Source organism: Pseudomonas sp. Pse35 (assembly GCF_024519715.1).
GTDB lineage: Bacteria > Pseudomonadota > Gammaproteobacteria > Pseudomonadales > Pseudomonadaceae > Aquipseudomonas > Aquipseudomonas paracarnis.
Map to the genome: position 1 here is coordinate 83,892 of NZ_JALJRP010000011.1, position 20,564 is coordinate 104,455.

At 58.5% G+C, this 20,564-nt stretch carries 21 protein-coding genes; 10 read left to right on the plus strand and 11 right to left on the minus strand.

Annotated elements, in window-relative coordinates; all coding sequences use genetic code 11:
* Positions 1–2 precede the first annotated feature (2 nt).
* The 5 genes from cyoB to queC all read left to right on the plus strand — a co-directional run bounded on the left by cyoB (position 3) and on the right by queC (position 4,737).
* Complete coding sequence (cyoB, locus tag OC445_RS12270; protein ID WP_003194053.1) at positions 3–2,021, plus strand: cytochrome o ubiquinol oxidase subunit I; 2,019 nt, start codon at positions 3–5, stop codon at positions 2,019–2,021.
* Positions 2,022–2,024: 3 nt separating this feature from the next.
* The gene (locus OC445_RS12275) at positions 2,025–2,651 is read left to right on the plus strand and encodes a cytochrome o ubiquinol oxidase subunit III (RefSeq protein WP_003194052.1); all 627 of its coding nucleotides are present in this window, start codon (positions 2,025–2,027) and stop codon (positions 2,649–2,651) included.
* Positions 2,651–2,986, plus strand: a complete 336-nt coding sequence (cyoD, locus tag OC445_RS12280; protein WP_003194051.1) for a cytochrome o ubiquinol oxidase subunit IV — start codon at positions 2,651–2,653, stop codon at positions 2,984–2,986. The genes OC445_RS12275 and cyoD overlap by 1 nt, the downstream gene beginning before the upstream one ends.
* 11 nt (positions 2,987–2,997) lie before the next feature.
* Complete coding sequence (cyoE, locus tag OC445_RS12285) at positions 2,998–3,885, plus strand: heme o synthase (RefSeq protein WP_003194050.1); 888 nt, start codon at positions 2,998–3,000, stop codon at positions 3,883–3,885.
* A 153-nt stretch (positions 3,886–4,038) separates the two neighbouring features.
* Entirely contained in the window at positions 4,039–4,737 is a 699-nt protein-coding gene (gene queC / locus OC445_RS12290; RefSeq protein WP_054896961.1) for a 7-cyano-7-deazaguanine synthase QueC, read from the plus strand.
* Between the two features lie 107 nt (positions 4,738–4,844).
* Here the strand turns inward: queC and OC445_RS12300 are convergent, their stop codons facing one another.
* Both OC445_RS12300 and OC445_RS12305 read right to left on the minus strand, forming a co-directional pair.
* Positions 4,845–5,708 carry a queuosine precursor transporter gene (locus tag OC445_RS12300; RefSeq protein WP_014719862.1) on the minus strand — a complete coding sequence of 288 codons (864 nt, stop codon included), beginning with the start codon at positions 5,706–5,708 and terminating at the stop codon, positions 4,845–4,847.
* Complete coding sequence (locus OC445_RS12305) at positions 5,695–6,300, minus strand: helix-turn-helix transcriptional regulator (RefSeq protein ID WP_080757657.1); 606 nt, start codon at positions 6,298–6,300, stop codon at positions 5,695–5,697. The genes OC445_RS12300 and OC445_RS12305 overlap by 14 nt, the downstream gene beginning before the upstream one ends.
* A gap of 211 nt (positions 6,301–6,511) precedes the next feature.
* On the opposite strand from OC445_RS12305, the gene OC445_RS12310 reads away from it, so the two are divergent.
* The 3 genes from OC445_RS12310 (at position 6,512) to OC445_RS12320 (ending at position 9,761) form a co-directional block, all read left to right on the plus strand.
* On the plus strand, positions 6,512–7,594 hold the full coding sequence (locus OC445_RS12310) for a pyridoxal phosphate-dependent aminotransferase (protein WP_072447240.1): 1,083 nt from the start codon (positions 6,512–6,514) through the stop codon (positions 7,592–7,594).
* 120 nt (positions 7,595–7,714) lie between these two features.
* A complete protein-coding gene (locus tag OC445_RS12315) occupies positions 7,715–8,386 on the plus strand; it encodes a helix-turn-helix transcriptional regulator (RefSeq protein WP_219857398.1) in 672 nt (223 codons plus the stop codon).
* A gap of 175 nt (positions 8,387–8,561) precedes the next feature.
* Positions 8,562–9,761: an MFS transporter gene (locus tag OC445_RS12320; protein ID WP_169918863.1), complete on the plus strand. Its 1,200-nt coding sequence runs from the start codon at positions 8,562–8,564 to the stop codon at positions 9,759–9,761.
* A 48-nt stretch (positions 9,762–9,809) separates the two neighbouring features.
* On the opposite strand, the gene OC445_RS12325 is transcribed toward OC445_RS12320, so the two are convergent.
* The 8 genes from OC445_RS12325 to OC445_RS12360 all read right to left on the minus strand — a co-directional run bounded on the left by OC445_RS12325 (position 9,810) and on the right by OC445_RS12360 (position 19,099).
* Positions 9,810–10,526, minus strand: a complete 717-nt coding sequence (locus OC445_RS12325) for a hypothetical protein (RefSeq protein WP_034128720.1) — start codon at positions 10,524–10,526, stop codon at positions 9,810–9,812.
* Positions 10,527–10,610: 84 nt separating this feature from the next.
* Positions 10,611–11,864: an aspartate aminotransferase family protein gene (locus OC445_RS12330; protein ID WP_054896958.1), complete on the minus strand. Its 1,254-nt coding sequence runs from the start codon at positions 11,862–11,864 to the stop codon at positions 10,611–10,613.
* A gap of 109 nt (positions 11,865–11,973) precedes the next feature.
* The gene (locus OC445_RS12335) at positions 11,974–12,987 is read right to left on the minus strand and encodes a sensor domain-containing diguanylate cyclase (RefSeq protein ID WP_054896957.1); all 1,014 of its coding nucleotides are present in this window, start codon (positions 12,985–12,987) and stop codon (positions 11,974–11,976) included.
* 137 nt (positions 12,988–13,124) lie between these two features.
* Complete coding sequence (locus tag OC445_RS12340; protein ID WP_054922001.1) at positions 13,125–15,023, minus strand: alkaline phosphatase D family protein; 1,899 nt, start codon at positions 15,021–15,023, stop codon at positions 13,125–13,127.
* A 157-nt stretch (positions 15,024–15,180) separates the two neighbouring features.
* A complete protein-coding gene (locus OC445_RS12345) occupies positions 15,181–15,402 on the minus strand; it encodes a hypothetical protein (protein WP_125919832.1) in 222 nt (73 codons plus the stop codon).
* A gap of 267 nt (positions 15,403–15,669) precedes the next feature.
* A complete protein-coding gene (locus tag OC445_RS12350) occupies positions 15,670–17,913 on the minus strand; it encodes an ATP-binding protein (protein ID WP_057975057.1) in 2,244 nt (747 codons plus the stop codon).
* A complete protein-coding gene (locus tag OC445_RS12355) occupies positions 17,910–18,524 on the minus strand; it encodes a biliverdin-producing heme oxygenase (protein WP_054922006.1) in 615 nt (204 codons plus the stop codon). The genes OC445_RS12350 and OC445_RS12355 overlap by 4 nt, the downstream gene beginning before the upstream one ends.
* 212 nt (positions 18,525–18,736) lie before the next feature.
* Positions 18,737–19,099 carry a response regulator gene (locus tag OC445_RS12360; RefSeq protein ID WP_003194033.1) on the minus strand — a complete coding sequence of 121 codons (363 nt, stop codon included), beginning with the start codon at positions 19,097–19,099 and terminating at the stop codon, positions 18,737–18,739.
* 162 nt (positions 19,100–19,261) lie between these two features.
* Here OC445_RS12360 and OC445_RS12365 point away from each other — a divergent pair, with 162 nt between their 5' ends.
* Both OC445_RS12365 and OC445_RS12370 read left to right on the plus strand, forming a co-directional pair.
* Positions 19,262–19,693: a bleomycin resistance protein gene (locus OC445_RS12365; RefSeq protein WP_054897818.1), complete on the plus strand. Its 432-nt coding sequence runs from the start codon at positions 19,262–19,264 to the stop codon at positions 19,691–19,693.
* A 30-nt stretch (positions 19,694–19,723) separates the two neighbouring features.
* A complete protein-coding gene (locus OC445_RS12370) occupies positions 19,724–20,098 on the plus strand; it encodes a c-type cytochrome (protein ID WP_034128041.1) in 375 nt (124 codons plus the stop codon).
* A 20-nt stretch (positions 20,099–20,118) separates the two neighbouring features.
* Here OC445_RS12370 and OC445_RS12375 read toward each other — a convergent pair whose 3' ends face one another.
* Positions 20,119–20,526 carry a barstar family protein gene (locus tag OC445_RS12375; RefSeq protein ID WP_309595830.1) on the minus strand — a complete coding sequence of 136 codons (408 nt, stop codon included), beginning with the start codon at positions 20,524–20,526 and terminating at the stop codon, positions 20,119–20,121.
* Positions 20,527–20,564 lie beyond the last annotated feature (38 nt).

The following is a 20,564-nucleotide window of genomic DNA, read 5'->3' on the forward strand; positions in this document are numbered from 1 at the left end:
CGATGTTTGGTAAATTAAGTTGGGACGCGGTCCCATTCCACGAGCCGATCGTAATGGTGACTATCGCCATGATCGCGCTGGGTGGTTTGGCGCTGGTTGCGGGTATCACCTATTTCAAGAAGTGGTCCTACCTGTGGACCGAGTGGTTGACCTCGGTCGACCACAAGAAAATCGGCGTCATGTACGTCATCGTTGCCATGGTCATGCTGCTGCGTGGTTTTGCCGACGCCATCATGATGCGTACCCAGTTGGCCATGGCCACCGAGGGTTCGCCTGGCTACCTGCCACCTGAACACTATGACCAGATCTTCACCGCCCACGGTGTGATCATGATCATCTTCATGGCGATGCCTTTCTTCACCGGCTTGATGAACCTTGCCTTGCCGCTGCAGATTGGTGCGCGTGACGTTGCCTACCCGTTCCTGAACTCCCTGAGCTTCTGGCTGCTGGTGTCCGGCGTGGTGCTGATCAACGTTTCCCTGGGCGTCGGCGAATTCGCCAAGACCGGTTGGGTTGCGTATCCGCCATTGTCGGGGCTGCAATACAGTCCGGGCGTGGGTGTGGACTACTACATCTGGGCGCTACAGTTATCAGGGCTCGGGACGACATTGACGGGGGTCAACTTCCTGGCCACCGTCCTGAAAATGCGCGCCCCTGGCATGAAACTGATGGACATGCCGATCTTCACCTGGACCTGCACCTGGGCAAACGTGCTGATCGTGGCTTCGTTCCCGATCCTGGCCGCTACCATGGCGCTGCTGTCGCTTGACCGTTACCTGGATTTCCACATTTTCACCAATGAACTTGGTGGCAATCCAATGATGTACGTGAACCTGTTCTGGGCATGGGGTCACCCTGAGGTGTACATCCTGATCCTGCCAGCGTTCGGTATTTTCTCCGAAGTGATCTCGACCTTTACCGGCAAGCGCCTGTTCGGTCACCACTCGATGGTCTACGCCTCTGGCGCGATCTCCGTACTGGGCTTCATGGTGTGGCTGCACCACTTCTTCACCATGGGTTCGGGGGCCAGCGTCAACGCCTTCTTCGGCCTGGCGACGATGCTGATTTCCATCCCGACGGGGGTGAAGCTATTCAACTGGCTGTTCACCATCTACCACGGTCGTCTGCGCATGACCAGCCAGGTCCTGTGGACCCTGGGCTTCATGGTGACCTTCGCCATCGGCGGCATGACCGGCGTACTGCTGGCCATCCCGGGTGCTGACTTCGTGCTGCACAACAGCCTGTTCGTGATCGCCCACTTCCACAACGTGATCATCGGTGGTGCTGTATTCGGCTACATCGCTGGTTTCAGCTTCTACTTCCCGAAAGCGTTCGGCTTCAAGCTGCACGAAGGCTGGGGCAAGGCTGCGTTCTGGTTCTGGATCTCGGGCTTCTTCGTCGCGTTCATGCCGCTCTATGCACTGGGCTTCATGGGCATGACCCGTCGTCTGAACGCCACCACCAACCCTGAGTGGGTACCGTACCTGTACGTTGCCATGTTCGGTGCGGTGATGATCGCTGTGGGTATCGCCTGCCAGCTGATCCAGCTGTACGTCAGCGTGCGTGATCGCAAGCAGAACATGTGCGAATCCGGTGACCCATGGAACGGCCACACCCTGGAATGGTCGACCTCGTCGCCACCACCGTTCTACAACTTCGCCGTGATCCCTACTGCGAACACCATTGATGCGTTCACCGAAGCCAAGGAAGACGGTACTGCGTACCAGAAGCCCAAGCACTACGAGCCGATCCACATGCCAAACAACACCGCCACTGGCGTGGTGATGGGTGCGCTGTTGACCGTGTTCGGTTTCGCGATGATCTGGCACATCTGGTGGCTGGCAATCGCGAGCCTGGTGGGCACTATCGGTTACTTCATCATTCACGCTGCCCGTGATGATCAAGGCTACATGGTGCCGGTCGAAACGATCGAACGCATCGAAGCCGAGCAGCACGCTCGCCTGGTAGCCGAGAAGAAGATCCCGGCCAACCGTGTAGAAACCTCGTTGGAACAGGCTTAAACCATGTCGAACTTAGTGACCAATGCTGGACACGCCCATGTCGATGACCATGGGCACGATGACCACCACCACGACTCGGGGCCGATAACCGTCTACGGTTTCTGGCTCTACCTGATGACCGACTGCATCTTGTTTGCGTCGATCTTCGCGGTGTACGCGGTACTGGTAAACAACGTAGCGGGTGGCCCGTCGGGCCACGACATCTTCGAACTGCCTTACGTGCTCGGCGAAACCGCCTTGCTGTTGTTCAGTTCGATCACCTACGGCTTCGCCATGTTGGCCTTCTACAAGGGCAACAAGAAGGGCGTACTGAGCTGGCTGGGCCTGACCTTCCTGTTCGGCCTGGGCTTCATCGGCATGGAGATCAACGAGTTCCACCTGCTGATCTCCGAAGGCTACGGCCCGCACCGTTCCGGTTTCCTGTCGGCGTTCTTCACGCTGGTCGGCACCCACGGTCTGCACGTATCCGCTGGCCTGCTGTGGATGGCAGTGATGATGTATCAGGTCAATAAGCACGGCCTGACCAACACCAACAAGACCCGCCTGAGCTGCCTGAGCCTGTTCTGGCACTTCCTGGACGTGGTCTGGATCTGCGTATTCACCGTCGTTTACTTGATGGGGACTCTGTAATGGCTAATGCACACTCCCATGACAGCCACGATTCAAGCCACGGCAGCGTAAAGTCGTACGCCATCGGCTTCATCCTGTCGGTCATCCTGACCCTGATCCCGTTCGGCCTGGTGATGTACCCAACCTTGCCGAAGTCGATCACCTTGATGATCGTCCTGGCGTTCGCGGTGATTCAGGTTCTGGTTCACCTGGTGTACTTCCTGCACCTGGACCGCTCCAAAGAGCAGCGCGAGAACGTGATCGCGTTTGTGTTCGCAGGCCTGGTGATCGTTCTGCTGGTTGGTCTGTCGCTGTGGATCATGTTCAGCATCCACACCTACATGATGGCGAAGTGAGGTAAGACCCGATGTCGCTTAAGCACTTTATCCAAATCACCAAACCGGGGATCATTTTCGGTAACGTGCTTTCTGTGGCGGGCGGTTTCTTCCTGGCCTCCAAGGGACATGTCGATCTGGCCATCTTCCTGGCTGCAATGATCGGTACGTCCCTGGTGGTTGCTTCCGGTTGCGTATTCAACAACTGCATCGACCGTGACATCGACATCAAGATGGAGCGCACCAAGAATCGCGTGCTGGTCCAGGGCCTCATCTCCCTGAAGCTGGCACTGATCTATGCGACCGTCCTGGGTGTTGCCGGTGTGGCCCTGTTGTACAAGGTGGCCAACCCGTTGGCGGCGCTGTTTGCCGTGATCGGTTTTGTCATCTACGTCGGCCTCTACAGCCTGTACCTCAAGCGCAAGTCGGTTCACGGCACGCTAGTGGGCAGTCTGTCGGGGGCAATGCCGCCGGTGATTGGTTATGTAGCTGTGACCAATAGCTTCGACATGGCCGCGCTGACGCTGCTGGTGATGTTCAGCCTGTGGCAGATGCCGCATTCCTACGCCATCGCGATTTTCCGCTTCAATGACTACCTGGCTGCGTCGATTCCGGTATTGCCGGTCAAGCGTGGCATCCAGGTGGCCAAGAAACACATCCTGCTCTACATCCTGGCCTTCCTCGTGGCGACCTTGATGTTGACCTTCAGTGGCTACGCCGGCATGAGCTACCTCGCCGTCGCCGCCGCGATGGGCATGTACTGGTTGTACATGGCCTGGACCGGCTACAAGGCGGTGGATGACACCGTCTGGGCGCGCAAGCTGTTCGTGTTCTCGATCTTCACCATCACCGCGCTCAGCGTAATGATGTCCCTGGATTTCCAAGTGCCGAAAGAGCTGTTGCTGACCTACGCCCACTGAGTGGTCTTGCAGTAAAAAAGCCCCGCCTTCGAAAGTCGCGCGGGGTTTTTTATTGAGCGCTGCGCTAAACCGGATACGCTGCGTTATCGTTGACGTTTTTCGCGAGCGAGCTCGCTCCTACCTCCCAATTCTACAAATGCAGGAAGCAATGCAATGAGTAAAAAAGCCGTGATGGTCTTCAGTGGCGGGCAGGATTCGACCACCTGTCTGATCCAGGCCCTGCCGCTGTATGACGAAGTGCACTGCATTACCTTTGATTACGGCCAGCGCCATGTGGCAGAAATCGAAGTGGCCCAGAAGCTGGCCAAGCAGTTGGGGGCCACTGTGCACAAAGTGATGGATGTGTCCCTGCTCAATGAGCTGGCGATCAGCAGCCTGACGCGCGACAACATCCCGGTGCCGACCGTGAACAGCTCGGGTGAAAGCCTGCCGAGCACCTTTGTGCCGGGGCGCAACATCCTGTTCCTGACCCTGGCTGCGATCTATGCCTATCAAGTGAAGGCCGAGACCGTCATTACCGGTGTGTGCGAAACCGACTTCTCAGGCTACCCCGATTGCCGGGATGAGTTTGTCAAAGCACTCAACCAGGCCCTCAAGCTGGGCATGGAATACGACGTGCGCCTCGACACCCCGTTGATGTGGCTGAACAAGGCCGAAACCTGGGCCCTGGCCGACTACCACGGGCAACTGGAGCTGGTGCGCGAGCAGACGCTGACTTGCTACAACGGCATCATCGGTACCGGCTGTGGCGAGTGTGACGCGTGCAACCTGCGCGCTCGGGGCTTGAATGACTACCTGCAGAACACGACACCTGTCATGCAGAGCCTCAAGCACAAGTTGAAACTGAAATAACCCTTGCAGGAGCGAGCTTGCTCGCGAAAAACCTGAGAGCGCCGCGTTCCACCAGATGCGCTGCGTGATCGTTGACGTTCTTCGCGAGCAAGCTCGCGCCTACAGGATTATTGATAGCGCTTGAACAATGAACGTGCCCCGTAGGCCGGCAGGATGTTGAAGAACGCAAAGCCGACTTTGATCGCGATCTGTACATAGATCATGCTGAGGATGTCGCTGGTCTGCATCGCCCCGTAGAAGGCGATAAAGCAGAACAGGAAGCTGTCGATAATCACCGCAAAGAACGTACTGAGGAATATCCGCAGGTATAGATACCTGGAGTTGGTCAGCTCCTTGATCTTGCACAGCAAGTAGGAATTTATATTCTCCGACACCAGGAACGAGACCGAAGAGGCCACCAGCACCGACGACACTTGCAGGATCACGTCGGTATAAGGCCCATCCAGCTTCCAGCCCGGTAGCCCTGGCAGGAACGTGGAGCCATACAGCAGGATGATGATCATCGCGTTGCTGGCAAACGCAAACAGAATGGCTCGCCTGGCCAGGCGCAAGCCAAAATTCTCGTTGAGCAAGTCCACGATCAAGAAGGTCAGCGGGTACAGGAACGTGCCCGGCGTGACGATGATGCCCAACGACTCCAGGTAAATCGGTTTGGTCGCGGCAATGCTGGTGAAGATATAGAAGGTGAACAGCAGCAAGTTCAGGATGATGTAGATCATCCAGGAGTTTTCATTGCGGTCGTTTATATCGTAGGCGGTCAGCGTTCCGCCTTGGGAGTAGAACTTCTTGTACAGGTTCTTGATTTCCATCTTGTTGAAGTTGTCCATCATTTCACTGCTGAGCACTTCACTCAGCTTGATCTTGAGGACCTTGCCCGTGGCGATCACCATGATCACCGCCAGGCGCTTGTCGTTTTCAAAGCCCAGCAACTTGTATTTGCTGTTTTCCACGGCGCCCTCAGACGTTGTCATTGAAGCGCTCCTCAAGGATGTCGCCGATGACACACAAACGCTCTGAGTTCCCGCAGGGTTCGAGGGTGATGAACAGCTTCTTGGTGGCGCGGTCGTACACCAGTTTTTCTTTATCGTCGCTCGACGAGCCTTTCTGCACGATCAGCAAGTCCCCCGGTTCATTGAGGCCGGGAATCCCGTGCTCCAGGCGCACGCCGATCAGGTTGCAGGCGCTGCCAAAGTAGTAGGTCAGCGGATGAAGCGTGGCCAGCTCACCGATGCGCTTGCCCAGGCTTTGCATGAGCAGGCTTTCCTTGAGCACAGGCACTGCCGCCGGGTTCTTGTTACCCAGTGGGGAAACATTGCTCTCGATGACTTCCTTGGCTTCAAAACTGATCGTCTCGATTTCTTCGTAGGAGACGCCAAAGAAGTCAGAGATCTTGCGTATCGTCGACTGCTGTACGTTAACGACCTTGCCTTCCAGGATGTTATAGATGGTGGTCCTGGTCAGGCCGGCGGCACTGCTTAACGAAAGCTGGGTTTCGCCACGACTCTTGATCAAGTACTTGATGTTGCTCTTCAAGTGCTCGGTTTTTTCCCGTCTGTGTATCAAGTGCTCACCACTTCCATTTAGTCATCAGTCCATGCCGGCAGAACCCGTTCTTGAGGGTTCGCGGCAGTGAAAGTGTTGCATGCGCCCGCTACAACAATAAAGTACTGAGTGCAGGGATACGCCTCGGTGGTAAATCAGGCAACGGCTTTCTCGTCATACTCTTCTGAACGGCCAGCGCGAATCCCTCGCGCCTCTACAAGGAGTAGTCACCATGGTGCGTGTCAGTCGTCGATCCCTTCTCGCCCTGGGCGCGGCCCTGCCTGTGTTGGGGCAGCTCAATTGGGCGCTTGCCAGCCCGGCGCCGACGAAATCTGACAAGGTACTACTCAATTACAACGAAAGCCCCTACGGCCCTTCAGACGCGGCTCGCCAGGCGATGCAGCGCGCGATTGCAGCCTCCGGGCGTTACCCTTACCCGGACATGTATGCATTGGCCGCGTTGTTTGCCGAGCAACAGGGCATCGCCGAAGAAAACATCGGGGTATTTGCCGGCTCGATGGCTGCCCTGCGTTACGCGGTGCTGGCGTTCGCCAGCCAGACCCGCGGCCTGGTGATGGCCACGCCGTCCTACGAAGTACCGCGCCAGGCGGCCGAATCGATCAAGGCGCCGGTGCATGAAGTTAACCTCGACGCCCAGCATGCCCACGATGTGCACGCCATGCTCGCCGCGGACCCACAGGCCGGCATGCTGTACCTGTGCAACCCCAACAACCCGACCGGTACGCTCACCTCGACCGAGGCTATCCGCCACGCTCTGGTGAATAAACCCAAGGGCAGCGTGCTGGTTGTGGACGAGGCTTATATCGACTTCTGCGACGCCCCCAGTTGCGTAAGTTGGGTCAGGGAACACCACGACCTGCTGGTACTGCGTACCTTCTCGAAGATCTATGGCATGGCCGGTGCGCGCCTGGGCCTGGCGATCGGCCACCCGGCGCTACTGGAGCGGTTGGCCGTGTTCGGCGGCGACAACGTCCCGGCCGGCGCCAGCTTGCTGGCCGCCCGTGCGAGCCTGGAAGACGCGCAACTGGTGGGCCAACGCAGAGCGCTCAATGCCAGGTTGCGCGATGAGACGATCGCCTGGCTCAAGGGCCGAGGCTTTACCTGCACCTTTTCCCACAGCAACTGCTTCATGATCGACGTGAAGCGCCCGGCAGAGCAGGTGATTGAGCAGTTGGCGGCACGGAATGTACTGGTCGGGCGGGTGTGGAAGGACTGGCCGCAGTGGGTGCGGGTGACGGTGGGCAATGAGCAGGAGATGGAGCGCTTTCGCGAGGCGTTCGCGGCGCAGGTCTAGCCCCTGGGTTTGCATCCGTTGCCTGGACAGGTAAGCCAGGCATGCTGCATGCTCGACCGGGTTGAATGATCAAGGAAGACACCTGTGCGACCTAATGGCCAACCCGATAAAAAATCGCCCATGCTGCCCGAGGATATGCGCCGCTTGCTCGATACCGAGCTGAGCCGCCGTGGCCTGGGACACTTCGAGGTCTACCAGTGTGGGCCGACGCTGGACCAAGCGCAGATTGTGTCCAATTACCCCGAGGCCATGGAGCCTTCCGACACGGCCGACGATTTCTACCGGCGTGGCGAGCTGGTTTCATTGACCCGTACGCGGATCAAACCATTTTTCTGGAGTGATGAACACCTGCTGGCCGTGGCCGATGAGGCGGTGCCGGTGCCGGGCCCCTACAAACCCGTTGGCGAGGGCGCCAGTTTTATCGTGCATGGCAATCGCGGCTTCTACTCGGTGCTCAATCTGTGCAGCTTCGGCGAACATCGGCAATTTCGCGAGACCGTGCTGGCCCATCAAAGTGAACTGCAGATGCTGTTGGTCTCGATGTACGACGAGGCCCTGGAAGATCACGCGGCGCCTGTCGAACAACAGACGGTGCTGACCCCAAGGGAAACCGAAGTATTGTCCTGGGTCAGCCTGGGCAAGACCTACAACGAAGTGGCACTCCTGACGTCGATGACCTCCCATACGGTCAAGTTTCATATGAAGAATATCTTCGGCAAATTGCAGGTCAGCAACGGCAAATCAGCAATCGGCAAGGCCCTGCAATTGGGCTATATCCGCCACCCGGCCTGAGGCCGCAATCACCGCCTACCTGTCCAAATGGGTAGCTTGTTCGCCGCACAGTGCTGCATTAGTTTGCCCAGCTATGGAGTTTGGCGCCGGACACACCGGCGCCGCCATTGCGAAAGGACATCCGGATGAGCCGCTCTGCAGCTTTGCTCCACACCTGTGCCAGCGTGCTGCGCTGATGGGTACTTTTCACGCCTTGCGCGGCCTTAATGCGCGGTTGCAAGCATTGTTCATGATCACGCTGGTGTTCCGCACGGGCACCCTGGCGTTTCCTTTTTACGCGGCGTACCTGATTCATCAACACGCGATATCGGCAGGTACGGCAGGCCTGTTGGTCGGCGTGTATGGCGCGGGCGCCCTGTGTACCGACCTGATCATCGGCGCCGTGATCAAGCGGTTTTCGGCCAACCGGGTCATTCTCGGTTCGTTGTTGTTCAACGCGGTGTTGCTGCTGGTCATTCCCTCGGTGGATAACCTGCTCGCGCTGTTCCTGTTGTCGTTTCTCTGGGGGGCCTGTTACGAAGCCTTCACACCGGCCGCGTTCTCCGAGACTGTGGCTCACAGTAATCTTGAGTCACGCAAAGTGGCGTTTTCCTGCAACCGATTGGCGATCAACATCGGCATGGCCATCGGGCCGCTACTGGGCAGCTTGATCTTCCTCAGCAATGCCGACGCGGTCTTCTACATCAATGCCGTGCTGTCCCTGCTGGCCTTCGCCGCCTGCCTGCGGTTTGGTCGGTCTCGGCAGGCCACCCAAGGCGTACCTGTCGCCGTCAAAGGCGAGGGCTTGCCCGAGGTGGCGGCTCATGAGCGTTCGCGACTGCTGGTGATCCTGTTGGCAGCGCTGCCGGTGCACGTGGCTTACGCATTACCGCCGACTTTTCTGTCGGCGTACATCATCAACTACACCCAATTGCCGGCCTATTACGTGGGCATCATCTTTTTTATCAATGCGTTGCTAGTGATTGTGTTTGAAGTGCCGATCAACCTGCGCATGGCGCACTTGTCGAGCAGTCGCTCGCTGATCATTGGCCTGTTGCTGGCAGGCTGCGGTTTCTTCTTGATGGGCTTTGGTCAGGTCGGCGCGCTGTTGGTGCTTGCTACGGTGTTGTGGAGCCTGGGCGAGATGATTGTGTTCCCCGCGATCACCCACTACGTCAGCAGCATTTCCAGCCGCGACAGCGTGGGCCGCAACCTTGGCTACTACTCGGCGGGCGTCAACATCGGCGTGATGATCGCGCCCTCGTTGGCGTTCATGTTGCTGGCCCGGCCAACCTTGCCGTCACCGTGGCTGCTGGCAGGCTGTGTGTTGCTGCTGTTCGCAATCGCCGTGGGGATGATGAAAAGCTCGGCGGTGTTGTGGAATAAAGAGGCGTAGACGGCAACCGGCGCTGCGCCTTGCACGCGCGCCTGGTTGCGTCAGTACTTACTGGGCGGCGATGGCGTAGCCGTCAAAGGCGCTTTGCTGTTGCAGCGCGGTCACGATGCTCTTGCGCGTGACCGGTTGCTCGGCGCCGCTGTTGTCGATGAAGGTTTCGCTCGCAAGTTCCGCCTCGCTGCCTTCGCCCACAAAGGTGAACCCCAGGAACTCCAGCGCTTCGCGGTCCACATTGAGCTTGGAGCGCGGCGTGCGCAGCGGCAAGGTGACGCTGATGCCATCCTTGCTGATCACAAACACTTCGGTGTCTTTCTTGGCGCGTGCAGCCTTGCCCTTGCCGGCGCTCGGGTTGCTGATGGCCTGGTGCGACTGGTTAAGCACTTTGAGGGCCAGGCCATAGACCAATTCCTGGAACTCGGGATCGTCCTTGAAGCTGGACAGGATGCGGCTGATCGAGAACTGGCTGCTCAGGTGTTCCAGGGCGGCGTTGTCTGCGGCTTCGGCGTCTTTCAATTGTTTGAGCTGGCCCATCAGGTCATAGGCTTTGTCATCGTCGAAGGCATCGTGGGCCTGGCGGATGGCAACGCGTAGCTCGCGGATCTGGTCGCTTTCCTTGGAGGTGTGAAACGCGTCCAGCACCATCTCGCTGATGATCTTGGCGGCTGGCACATGCTGTGAAAGATTGATGGCGTTTTCGTATTCGGCTTTGGCGTACAGGGCGACTACGGATTCTTCGGCGGATTTTTCGGTGTAGGAATCAGACATTAAAATTTCACTGCGTAGTATGCGGAGAGACAAAAAAACGTCGGGCATTTTCAGCGGGTGAGGGGATCAGGTCAAGGCAGCCCGCTATTCGTCCAGCTGTGTGAGGCACGCCTGGAAGATATCCAGGCCTTCCTCCAACACCGCAGGTTCAATGGTCAGCGGGGCCAGCAAGCGCACGATGTGCCGCGACTTGCCGCTGGGCATCAGCAGCAAGCCAGCCTCTCGCGCCAGCTCCAGCAGTTGCGCCAGTTGCTTGGGAGCGGGTGTGCCGTCGGCATGGGCCAGTTCAATGCCCCGCATGGCGCCGACACCGGTGAGGCGGCCCAGGTAGGGCGACAGTTGCTGCGCGCGCCAGGCTTCATAGCGACCCACAATCGCGGCCTCCTGCGCGACGCCCCAGGCGTGCAGGTTTTTGTCGCTCATCACCTCAAGGGTCGCCAGCGCCGCCGCGCAGGCGACGGGGTTACCGGAGTAGGTGCCGCCCAGGCCGCCTTTGGGCAGGTTGTCCATCAGCGCCTTGCGCCCGACCACCGCCCCCAGCGGCATGCCGCCGGCGATGCTTTTGCCGAGCAGTAGCAGGTCCGGCTCGATGCCCAGGCGAGAGAAGGCGAAACGCTGTCCGGTGCGGCCAAAACCCGACTGGATTTCATCGATGATCAGCAGGATGTTGTGCTGGTCGCAGAAGCGTCGCAAGGCTTGGGCAAACTCAGTGTCCAAGGCTAGAAAACCGCCTTCGCCCTGCACCGGCTCGATGATGAAGCAGGCCACATCGTTTATGTCGATTTCCACGCTGAACAGACGCTCCATCGCCTTCAGCGCGTCGGCGCAGGTCATGCCGTTATCGGTACTGGGGTAGGGCAGGTGATACACAGGGCCGGGCAGTAAGCCGACCTTCTGCTTGTAGGGCGCGACCTTGCCATTGAGGTTGAGGGTTGCCAGGGTGCGCCCATGGAAGGCACCGTCGAAGGCGATCACCGCCGTGCGACCAGTGGCACCACGGGCGATCTTCAAAGCGTTCTCTGCCGCTTCTGCACCGCTGTTGGTGAGCATGCCGCTGACGGGGTAACCCACCGTGATAAAGGCGCTGAGGCGTTGCATCAACTCGATGTAGGGCGTATGCGGTGCGGCGTTGAACGCGTAATGGGTGAGCCGGGCCGCTTGCTCGCAAATGGCCGCCACCACGGCCGGGTGGCAATGGCCCAGGTTGAGCACGCCGATACCCCCGACAAAGTCGATGTAACGCTTGCCTGCAGTGTCCCAGACCTCGGCGTTTTTACCGTGACTGAGGCTGATGGGGTGAACGATGGAAATCGACTGGCTGATGCTAGCGTGACTCATGGCTCTGGGACTCGGCAGTGGTGGGCGCAGCGCTATCTAAGCCGCGCGCCCGGCCTTGCCGCAAACGAAATAAAGTCGCCGTGTCATTCCACCTTGGAAGGAGCTGCGACTATTCCGACACCCCATCCTTGCCCGCCGCCTTGGATCGGTACAAGGCTTGATCGGCCCGCGCCATCAGCGCAGCCGGGGACTCGCCCATGCGCCGCTCCACCACGCCCAGGCTCAGGGTAAGGTTCAAGGCGCCCACGGGGGCCGCCTCCTTGATTTTATGGCGAATCCTTTCGGCCAACTCTTTGGCCTCGTCCAGGCTGCTTTTGGGCAGCACCACCATAAACTCATCGCCGCCCCAGCGCGCCAGCAAGTCGCTTTTGCGTACGCAGGCTTCCAGATGTTCCACTACCCGTATCAGGGTCTGGTCGCCGACGCCATGGCCGTATTGGTCATTGATCGGCTTGAAGTCATCGACATCCATGGCCACCAGTGCCAGGGGCAGGCGGAAGCGTTCGGCGCGGTCGCATTCCTCCAGCAGCACTTTTTCCAGGCGGTACCGGTTGGCGATGCGCGTCAGGGCGTCCCGCTCGGCCAAAGAGCGGTTTTCGTCCAGTTGTAATTGCAGTTGCTGGTTGACGCGCGACAACTCAAGCGTGCGCTCCGCGACCAGCGCTTCCAGAGACTGGTTGCGCTTTTGCAACTGTTCGATGGAGCATTTGCGCGTATGGATATCGCGGTGTGCGCCGACCATGCGCGCCACTGAACCGTCGGGGTTGCGGGCAATGACGTAGCCGCGGTCCTCGATCCAGAGGTACGTACCGTCTTTTTTGCGACAACGGTATTCGGCCCGGTAATGAGCGGCGCGTAGGCTGATGTAGTCATCGAACACCGTCATCACGCGAGGGTAATCCTCGGGGTGGATCACGTTCTCCCAGGTGAAGACGCTGTTTTCCAGGGAGTGGTGGGAGTAGCCAAGCATTTCGTACCAGCCGGGATTGCGGTAGACGAAGCCGGTATTGGCATTCCAGTCCCAGATGCCATCACTGACCAACTCCATGATGGCGTGCAACAGGTCGACGTTAAGGTCGGAAACCTCATGGCGTAGCGGTTCTTTGCCGGATGTATCGTCCATCTGCACGCTTCCTGCGGGGGCTGGCGCCCAAGGCCAGTCATGGTTGACGCCGATACTCCGTGGCTGGCGCTACTGTACATCGGCGCTTGCGCGCTTTGAATAGGGCAGGTGTGCTGCTTTTGACGAGTGGCGAAACGCTATTTTTCTGGCGCCATCATCTTTGTTCGAGGCTTCCCATCCGCGTTGTGCTGGTAAATGGCTTGCGGTTGGCCCTGCTCATTGAAAAACACCTGGCCAATGCCCGCCGAGTTCCACAGCCGCTCACCCGCTTCGGCGTGCTCTGGAATATAGGGCACCACCTGCATGGTGCGGCGGCGGGTAAACCAGTTAAGCGGCGAACGCGGGGAGTAGAGCCAGCGGTTGAGGCGGTCGAACCATTCCAGCAGGCGCGGCGGGAACTCGTTCTTGATGCCGCTGCTGGTGATTTGCCAGATATTGGGGCCGCCGTTGCGGTGGCGGATCAGCACTTGGTAGACAAACGAGTAATGCACATCACCGGAAAGGATCACGTAGTTACCCGGCGTGCGCGAGTGGCGGAAGATATTCAAAATCACTTGGGCAGCGCCGCGGTGGGCCATCCAGTTCTCGGCGTCCACCAGCAGTGGGAAGCCACACCAGCTGAAAACCTTCTGCACCGTCTCGATCAGCTTGACGCCAAAGACCGGCGCGGGCGAGACAATGATGGCTGACGGGTGGTCCAGTAGCGCTTGTTGCAGTTCGCTCAAGGCTTCCCAGTCCAGCAGGCCGGAAGGTTGCTTGAGGGTGAACTCGCTGCGCCAGCGTCGGGTGCGGGTGTCGAGTACCACCAGCGCCGGGGTGGTGGGCAATACGTAGTGCCACTGCTGGAATTTCAGCAGTGTGGTGACTAGCTCATCCTGCTGTGTGGCGTCCAGGTGGTTGTCTTGCGCCTGGTTGGCAAGTGCCTGGGTTTGGCTCACCAGTTCGCCAAACACCTTGGGCTGGTTGCCCCAGCCCTGGCATAAAAGATAGGCCATCAACGCATTACCGATGATGCGTTTGGAGAAGGGATGGCCGTAGGCAGTTTCTTCCCATTGGGCGCTGAGGTTCCAGTCGTCGGTGATGTCGTGATCATCAAAGATCATCAGGGTCGAGAGGTGGGCGAATACCCGGGCGACCCCTGGAAGGCCACTGCGAAATTGATCGATCTGTATCTGTTCGCGGGCATAACGCTGCTGTTCTTGCGCGCTCAGTTGCGGCGGTTGGGGGGAGATCAGTGTCCACGGTGTGGGCGACCAGGCCAGCAGGTACATGGCGATCACTTCGGCAAAGGTCACCAGGTGATTATCGGCGGTGCTGCTGGTGAAAATCGGTTTCTTCACGCCGCCGAAAAAGCGCTCACGCAAGGTCTCGTTACTGTCCAGCGCGGGGAGCAGGTCGGCGCGATGGTAATAGCTGGCGCGATGCCCGTAGAGGGCGGCACTGTCGTCAACCACGGCCCCTTCCAGGTATTCGTCGAACAGGCCCAGGCGCGCGATTAATTCATGAATTGCCCGCAGCATGGGCCCCGCGACGTCGTCGGCGTAGACCTGGTCGCCGCTCATCATCAGCAAGGCGGGGCGTTGTGCCACGGTGGGAGCTTGCGCCAGCAGACGATCAATGCACAGCAACCCGTCATCAGCGCGATGGTGAGGCTTGCGGCAGGAGCCGTGGACCAGTTGGTGGATGCGCCCATGCACGACGAAATCGGGCAGCGTGGCGCCTGCGTACAGCAGATGGGGTGCCCACTGGGCTATTCCGCAGCCGTCAATAAACAGGTCATAGTGGATGTTTACATCCAGAGGCAGGGCGTCAGTCAGGGGCACATCGATCAAGTGGATAAACGAATGGCGCCCGACGGGAACGATCTGACAATGTGCATGAAGGTGAATATCCAGCGTTGATCCCTGAGCGTGCTGCAGCCTCATAACCAGCTTCAGTTCCCGGCTCGCCACCAGCCATAGCACCACACGCTTTGGTTCCAGGCGGCGCAGCAACGGGCCGGCAAGTACGGGGGGAAGTGACTGCAGTTCAGGCATGACGCGATCGGCTCACTAACAAGACAAGCACTCAGTATAACGCTGAAAATGTCGGCATTTCGTCAACGAACGTCAGACAGTAATATGTTGTGGCTATTAATGAATAAGCAGCGCCCTGGGCGCTACTTATTTAGTAGTTGCGCTTAAGTAAGTTTACTCAAAGAACATGGCCTTTGCCGAGACTGTCCAAGCCACCACCATTACGTCTGCCGCCTCTGTCTGCGGTGACCCCATTGTCATTAATCGAATTATCGGGAGCGATTTGATCGAGGCTTCGTTTCGAGCGTGAGTTGACCTTCTCGCTGGCTTGGGTGTCTTGGTCGGGGGCGGATTGGGAAATGTAAGTATTGACGGGATTAAAGCCGGTAGAATTGAACACGGTAACGCCTCACTATTAATGGCATGGTTTACATGGCATGTTCTTCCCTGTAACAGTGCTCGGCGTAAGTTAGTGGAGTTCGGTGTTTTTTGCGAGGTGTTCTATGTTTCTGTTTGTGATGGCTGAGTTGGTTTTATTGTTGAATTTTGGTTGTTTTATTTTGAAACTTTTTTAAAGAAATGCAATGTTGTATGAGTATATGTTTGGTTTTCCGTCCTCGGTTATGGGGCAGCAGGGGCAATATGGTTGCCCCTGCCGGCAAATGGCTCAGTTGTTTGCCTCAATCGTCACCTTCGGTACGGTAAATCGAAACTCGCTGCCCTGACCCTGCTTGCTCTCGGCTTCGATCCTGCCGCCATGCGCCTTAACGATGCCTTGGGTGATATACAGCCCCAGCCCGCTGCCGGTGGGGTTGTTTTCAGTCTGGGTCCAATAGCGATCGAACACATGGGGCAAATCGTCCGGCGCAATGCCCTCACCGGAGTCGCGCACCGAAAATACAATCTCCTCGCCGGCGCTCATGGCGCTGATGCCGATGTTGCCCTGGCGCGGAGTGAACTTGATCGCATTGCCGATCAGGTTCGACAGCACCTGGAACAAGCGCTCCGGGTCGGCCTTGATTTGCAGGCCAGGCTCGACATTGAACGACAGGTCGATGCCCTTTTCCGAGGCCAAGGGCGCCAGCAGCGAATACGCCTCTTCAAAAATCTGGCTGACGTCCAGCGCCACCGGCTTGACCACATAGCGCCCGGCTTCGATTTTCGAGGTGTCGAGCAAGTCTTCCAGCAACACGTTCATGCGCCCGGCAGCCTGTTGCATGGTGTCAATGGCGGAAGATATGCGCCGTGAAGTGTGGGGACCATCGGAGCTGAAGGCTTTTTGCATCATGCCGCAGAGCATGGAGATGACGGTCATGGGGTTGCGCAGGTCGTGGGAAACCACCGCGACCAGCTCGTCCCGCGCACGCACCGCTTGTTGCTCGCGCAGCACTTGGCGGGACAGGTCGTTCTCCAGGGCCGAGCGGCGCAAATCGTTGGCGGCAAACAGGTCGCCATGGCTCCACTTGGTGGAGATACCAGCCATTTCCACTTTCCAGATTTCAAACGAGGTGCGTGGGCGAAGGCGCATGCCCGCGTCGCAGGTTTCCAGATTCAGCGGCTTCTGCGGGTCGCCACTCCAGTGGATGTTCTCTTTGACTTCCGGGCGAAACCACAGCACCCCGTTATCCACAGGCTTGGGCAAGCTCATGGCGAGCACGCCGCTGGCCACGCTCTGGTATTCGGCGGCCGGCGGATAAACCGAGGCCAGGTTATGGCTGGAAAATACCGGTGCGCCGTCGCCCTGCAACCACTTGTGCAGCGCGCGTATCTGCGCCGGTTCCGGGCAGTTGCCGTAGCGGTGTAATTGCTTGTCTTCGATGATCGCCACGCCGCCGGAGAGGGTCAGGTCCATCAGCAGTCGGCCTTGCTGGGCCAAGCCGTCGAATACGTTATTGGCAGAGGCTTTCATCGCCCGATCCAGCAGCGCCAGCGCTTCGACTTTCTCGTCGCGCTGGCGGCTCAGCTCCAGGGCCTCCATGGCACTGATCTGCAATGACAGCACCTGGCCGATGGTCTGGCAGGCCATGCGCAGGTCGTTGGGCACCAGCAGCGGCTCACGGTTGCCGCAACTGATCAGGCCCCAGAGTTTGTCGCCCTTCATCAGTGAAATACTCATGGACGACAACACGCCCATGTTCTGCATGTACTGGCAGTGAATCGGCGACACGCTGCGCAGGGTGGCGAAGCTCAGGTCCAGAGGCTGCCCGGTGTCCGGGCGCAATTTGGGCACCAGCGGTACCGGTTCGTAGGATGCATTCGGGATGATCCGTAGCCAGTTGGTGCGATACAGTTCGCGAGCCTGCTCGGGGATGTCGGACGCGGGGAAGAACAGCCCGTTGAACAATTCCATGGACGGCGCCGAGGCCTCGGCGATCACCTGACCATGGCCTTCCTCTTCGAAGCGATAGATGAGCACCCGGTCATAACCGGTCATGGCCTGGATTTCGTTGACGGTGATGGCGTAGAGCGCCTCCAAGGTCTTTGCCGATTGCAGGCGGTGCAGCATCTTGCCCAGGTCGCTGGTGCGGCCACTGTGCGCTCGGGGTTTGAAATCCTTGAGCCGTGGTTCGAATTCCAGCACTAACACGCCCTGATGGCGATGCAACAGGCCTTCGAACTGCTCACCCTTGAAGGTTATCAGCAGGGGCGGCGAGTCCAGGAATGCGCTGTCCTCGGCCATGGTTTGCACGGCCTGGGCGTACTCCTCGCCAATCAATCTGTGCAACGGTTGATCCAACAGCGCCTCGGGGGCGTGGCCGAACAACGTACCGACGTTGGCACTTACCTGAATGATGTTCAGGCCAGGTTCCGACAAGGTCAGCAGCACGCCGTGGGGCTGGATGGCCCCCGGAAAACGAATGGGTTCGTCGGCGCAGTTGGCAAGCAGCTCTTCAAAATCTTCGGGTTTCATAGCAATACCTCCTGGCTGTCGAGCCATTGCTCAAAGCCGCTGAATGTCGAGCGGGCCGCCATCACCGCGCGCACGGCGGCATCTGTATCCAGTGGCTGACGGCCCAGATAATCGAGGAAATCTTTCCAGCGCCGTCCGGTCTCGGCGCCGTATACATTGAGAAAGGCACCGCCGTTGTCGGCGTTCACATCCAGGCGCAGGGCTATTTCCCGGCGCAGCACTTGGCCGCCCAGGGTGGCGCCTTCCAGCACATACAGGGCGCCGAGGCACGCAGCTGGTGTGTCTAATACGGGGAGCTGGGTACAGCGAGGCAGGGCATGGATGGCGTGCTCAGTCAGGCCGAGCGCGTGCAGGTCATGGACCAGGGTTGGCGTTTTCACACGCAACGCAGACTCATATCCGTCGGGAATCAAACCGCTGTCATACAGCGCCGCTTCCATTGGCTGATAAAAGCCGTGGTACGCCTGCAGCAAGCGCCGATACCACTGGGCATCCAGGCGCTCGGAAAAAAACGGCAGGCGCTGTTCCAACGCCACATGCAGCAGGCCCGTGCCCGTGCGCAACGTTTCCAACAAGGAGGGCGCACTAACGTCATGGGCCTGTGAATGCATTCAATGAGCTCGAACTGTGGGCCTGTCGGCCATGAATGACGCGTGAAAATGGGCGACGATTCTACACGACTCATTGTCGTCAGCTGAACGCAGAAGCGAAAAGGCTGACCATCGGATCAGAAAAGTCGCTCCCTGCACCTTACATGACCGCAGAACTAGCCCTCAAGTTCGGTTGAAATGATATCGCGCTGCTATCAATCCCGGGACTGGCCCTAGTGCGTCAATGCTGTCTGCACGCACTCAAGCAAGTGGTCGGTACTCCAGGGCTTGGGCAGAAACCGCACGGAACTGCCCAGCTCGGCGGCGATTTTCGTATTACCTGAGGTCAGCACTACCTGTACTTCAGGCCACCGGTGGGCGACGACACGGCTCAAGTCATAACCATTGAGCAAGCCGGGCATTTGAATATCACTGACAATCAAATCCACCGGGTCATCGCCGCGCTCCAGGTAAATCATCCCTTCGTCTGCCGATGCAAACGATGTCACCACCGCACCAAAGTCTTCCAGCACATCCACCATCAACGCCCGAATGATCTCGTCGTCTTCCAATACCAAAATCGATGGCTGAGCCATGATCCTTACTCCACCATCAGGGGTTCAGTAAGGTGGAGTAGGGGTTGGGTATATAGGTTCGATTGGATGTTTTTTAAACGATGGGTGGTCATTTGGCTGCTTGTGAGCCATGGGCACGACAATCCGTTAAGGTGAACGCCACCCTGCCATCCAAGGAATGCCATGTTCGACCGTAACCCACTCGTGCCTGAACTGATCGTCACCCGCCTTGGCGCGAGCCTGGCGTTCTGGATCGAACAGTTAGGTTTCGCTATTGCCTATCAGCGCGCAGAAGAAGGCTTTGCCTACCTCGACCTTAACGGCGCGCAAATCATGCTCGAACAATACGGCCCCGAGGCCGGCCAGTGGCTTACCGCACCGTTGCAGCCCCCATTCGGGCGCGGCATCAACCTGCAAATCGATGTGCCCGCCGTAGCACCCATCCTGCAACGCTTGGCGCAGATCGGCTGGCCCTTGTTCCGCGATGTAGAGGACGCCTGGTACCGAGCCGGTGACGTGGAGGCCGGGCAGCGCCAGTTCATCGTGCAAGACCCGGACGGGTATCTGGTGCGTCTGGTGCAGCGGCTGGGAGAAAGGCCGGTCGAACAGGCATAATCCAAGGCAACAGCCGATAGGGAGACGTGAATGAAGTATGTGTTATTGACCCTCGCCCTGACCGTTATCGCCGCACCCGCGTTCGCTGCGGGCGATGCCGAGGCGGGCGGCAAACTCTTCACCAAGACCTGCGGCGGCTGCCACAGCATTGGTGAGGGGGCGCGGGGTGGTTTTGGCCCGGAACTGAACGGCATCATCGGCCGGCCTGCCGGTACCACTCAGGACTATCAGTATTCGGATGCGATGAAGAACTCGGGCGTGGTGTGGACGCGGGAAAAACTGGCGGCCTACATTGAAGACCCGAAATCGGTGGTCAGTGGCACGCGGATGATCTTCTGGGGGATCAGTGACCAGGAGAAGATTGAAAATATCCTGGCGTATTTGGAGACATTCCAGCCCAAGTGAGATGCCCAGGCTGGCACGCATCACCGTCCTCTGTCCTCTGTAGGAGCGAGCTTGCTCGCGAAAAGCTCACAGGCGTCGCATTCATTCAGGAAGCACGCGTGATCGTTGACGTTTTCGCGAGCAAGCTCGCTCCTACAAAAAAGCCTTGCTGAACCCGCGACGCAAGGTCCGGGTAAAAGGGTCGCGAGTTCAGCCAAGCACTCCCATAGCATCTTGGCATCGCGGGGTAGGTGCTCTGAAAAAATATCCCAATCAGAAAACTCAAGCGTATCAGGCATTTCTACCAAGCCGGTGATGGCGTCCCAAAAAGCATCCCAGTTTTGGCGATACCAGTTGGGAAAGTTGAGTGAAGTGCACAGCGTGGCGTGAAGTTCTTTGTGGTTCTGGATGCGGCTAAGGTCAATTTTGATGAGGGAGGAACGGGTCACTTGTGCACCATTTGCTTTTTCATCTGCTATAGCTCAGG